This window comes from Stieleria sp. (assembly GCF_041595215.1).
In the GTDB taxonomy this organism is placed as follows: domain Bacteria; phylum Planctomycetota; class Planctomycetia; order Pirellulales; family Pirellulaceae; genus Stieleria; species Stieleria magnilauensis.
On the sequence record NZ_JBFHKV010001243.1, the window covers coordinates 1 to 2,278 of the forward strand.

General features: G+C 58.7%; 3 protein-coding genes. 1 reads left to right on the forward strand and 2 read right to left on the reverse strand.

What is annotated here, in order from left to right; translation table 11 throughout:
- Together ABX749_RS30110 and ABX749_RS30115 are read right to left on the reverse strand one after the other, a co-directional pair.
- Positions 1–293, reverse strand: a 293-nt coding sequence (locus ABX749_RS30110; RefSeq protein ID WP_372899289.1) for an NAD(P)-binding domain-containing protein, incomplete at its 3' end; no start/stop codon positions are given.
- A 98-nt stretch (positions 294–391) separates the two neighbouring features.
- Positions 392–1,579 carry an LptF/LptG family permease gene (locus tag ABX749_RS30115; RefSeq protein ID WP_372899290.1) on the reverse strand — a complete coding sequence of 396 codons (1,188 nt, stop codon included), beginning with the start codon at positions 1,577–1,579 and terminating at the stop codon, positions 392–394.
- 509 nt (positions 1,580–2,088) lie between these two features.
- Between ABX749_RS30115 and ABX749_RS30120 the strand changes: the two genes are divergently transcribed.
- The coding region (locus ABX749_RS30120; RefSeq protein WP_372899291.1) for a hypothetical protein at positions 2,089–2,278 on the forward strand (190 nt) is incomplete at its 3' end.

Below are 2,278 nucleotides of genomic sequence, written 5' to 3' on the forward strand. Positions count from 1 at the left end.
CAGATCAACAACACGTCCGGCTCGGACAGACGCCCCATGTCGTCGGTCGCATCGAACAGCTTCTTTTCAATCCAAGCGGCGATCTTGGAATCGTCGATGTGCTTGATGTAGCTTTTTCCGCCCAGCAAACTCTTCACCTTGCTCGGATCGACGTCGAACCCGACGCACTTGAAACCGGCCTGGGTGAACGCGTCAATCAACGGCAATCCGACGTACCCGAGCCCGATCACCCCGACGGTGCAAGTGCGGTCAGCGATGGCACGGAGAAGCGACTGACAGGAATCGGAGGACATCAAACGACCTGGGGGGCAAGGCAACGGACGAAAACGCCGAAAACGGGCAAGTTTAGTCCTGTCGGCCAATCCTACCAGCGCCCGCCCCGACAGCTTTCTCAGTAGCGCCGCACCCGATTCACTAAAATCACCCCGATCGCGCCAAGTGCAACGTTGCCCAGCCAGACCCCGTAGGGAGGGATGACGCTGTCCTTGGCCTGATTCAATCCCAAGATAAACAGCGGGTAATACAGCAGCAGCGTCGGCAGAAAACAGCGTCCAAACGTCGTCCAGTAGTCGCTGGTCCGAGCCAGCATCGCCAGTGGGGCACCGATGAAGACGAAAAAGAAACAGCTAAACCCTTCGGCCCAGCGGCGCCACGGTTCGATCCGCAGCCGCGTCAATCGCCGTTTACTCGCTTCCAGCTGAGCCATCTTCTGCTGGCCGGCTGGCCCCGCGATCTCCTCGGTCCGGCTGGTCAGAATCGAAAAACCGGTATGCGCCGCCAATTCGCCGATCGCGGCGTGCGAACGCGCGTCCTGGCTCAATCGTTCGATCTGGATCAGACTCAACGGCAGCTCGCTGGGACGCGTTTCCGCTTGCGACGGCGTCCGCAGGGTGCGGGACAACTGGATCGGCACCTCCGTTTTGCCCGGCACGAAGCCCTGAATCGAACCGCCTCGGTCCCAACGACTATCGGTCAGTTCCAACATCAGCGTTTCGTTCTCCACATCCAATGTCAACCGACCCTCACGGGCCTGCATTTTCATCGGCGTCCCGCCGCTGTGGACCGTCACCGTCGGATACTCCAACCGTTGCCCTTTGACGTCATGGACGTGAATCGAAAACCCATCATCGGTGTACGAAAGCTGACTTCGCATCTTGCGATAAACAATGTCTTCGATCGATAGCATCACGACGCGATTGACGCCCGGACGCCCCCAGGACACCGCCAAATCACTCATGTAGACCGCGATCGGGCTAAGCAAAAACGCGAACACGAAGGCCGGTTGCAGGATTTTCAGCGGCGAAATCCCCGACGCCTTCACCGTCGCCACCTCGCCGTCGCCGGCCATCCGCCCATAAACACACGACACCGCGAATAACGCCGTCGCCGGAAACGCGAACTGAAGCGAAATCGGCAGTACGAAGGGCAACAGTTTGATGATCGCAAACGGGCCCAAACCCTCGCGCAGCAGCGTTCGCCCGACGCCGATCAACAAGATCAACAGCGTCAAAGCGATCAATGCAACGACGAAAATCTTCATGATTTCCGCCAAGATGTAACGAGTTAGCCGAGTGGGCATGGAGTGGATTCATTCACGTTCGGCGAGACACTCTACGACGGACCAAGCGTTTGGACCCCGCACCGCCACCCAAACGAACACATGAACAGGCGGCCAGGCAGGAAAGTGGTCCCACGGCGCGTCGGCTGCCGGGCCTTCCAGCACCCAACGTTACCGAACATCGGCAATCCACCGATCGCCCCGTGTTTTCACTGCGGAACCGGTTCGTAACAAAAACACACCTAACGGGGGTAGTCCGGTTTTTCTTTGAAAAATGGAAGAAGCCAACCACTTTTCGAGACAAATTGTCTACCTTTGATCGTCTACCCAGTGCCCCGGTGACTTTTCGACCTGGGGTTCCACGGATAAGGGGTCAGGAACCCAAAATCGAGGGGCCTAAAGGTTGCTTCGCATTTTTGGTACCAGCCCCCGATTCGGCTCGCAATTTGTTTGTGCGTCTGGTCTCGCCCGGTCATACTACCGGGTCCCCCTACCGCCTCCTTCCCTTTTCCCGATTTCGGTGATTCGCGGTGCCCCAACGACGAATTCACAAACCGACGCTGACGTTCCTGATCCTCTTGGCGATCACCGCTGGCCCGACAACCCTGTGGGGTCAAGCGCCAACCATGACGGTCGTCGGACCGGACGGTAAGCCACGAACCATGCCGGTCTCGGGCGACCCGTTCTCGGGCCCCAAACCGGCCAATCCCAACGCCAAGC

What these genes read in the sequence shown, in the direction of transcription:
- ABX749_RS30115 (WP_372899290.1), bottom strand. Translation starts at nt 1,579, where the DNA reads ATGCCCACTCGGCTAACTCGTTACATCTTGGCGGAAATCATGAAGATT.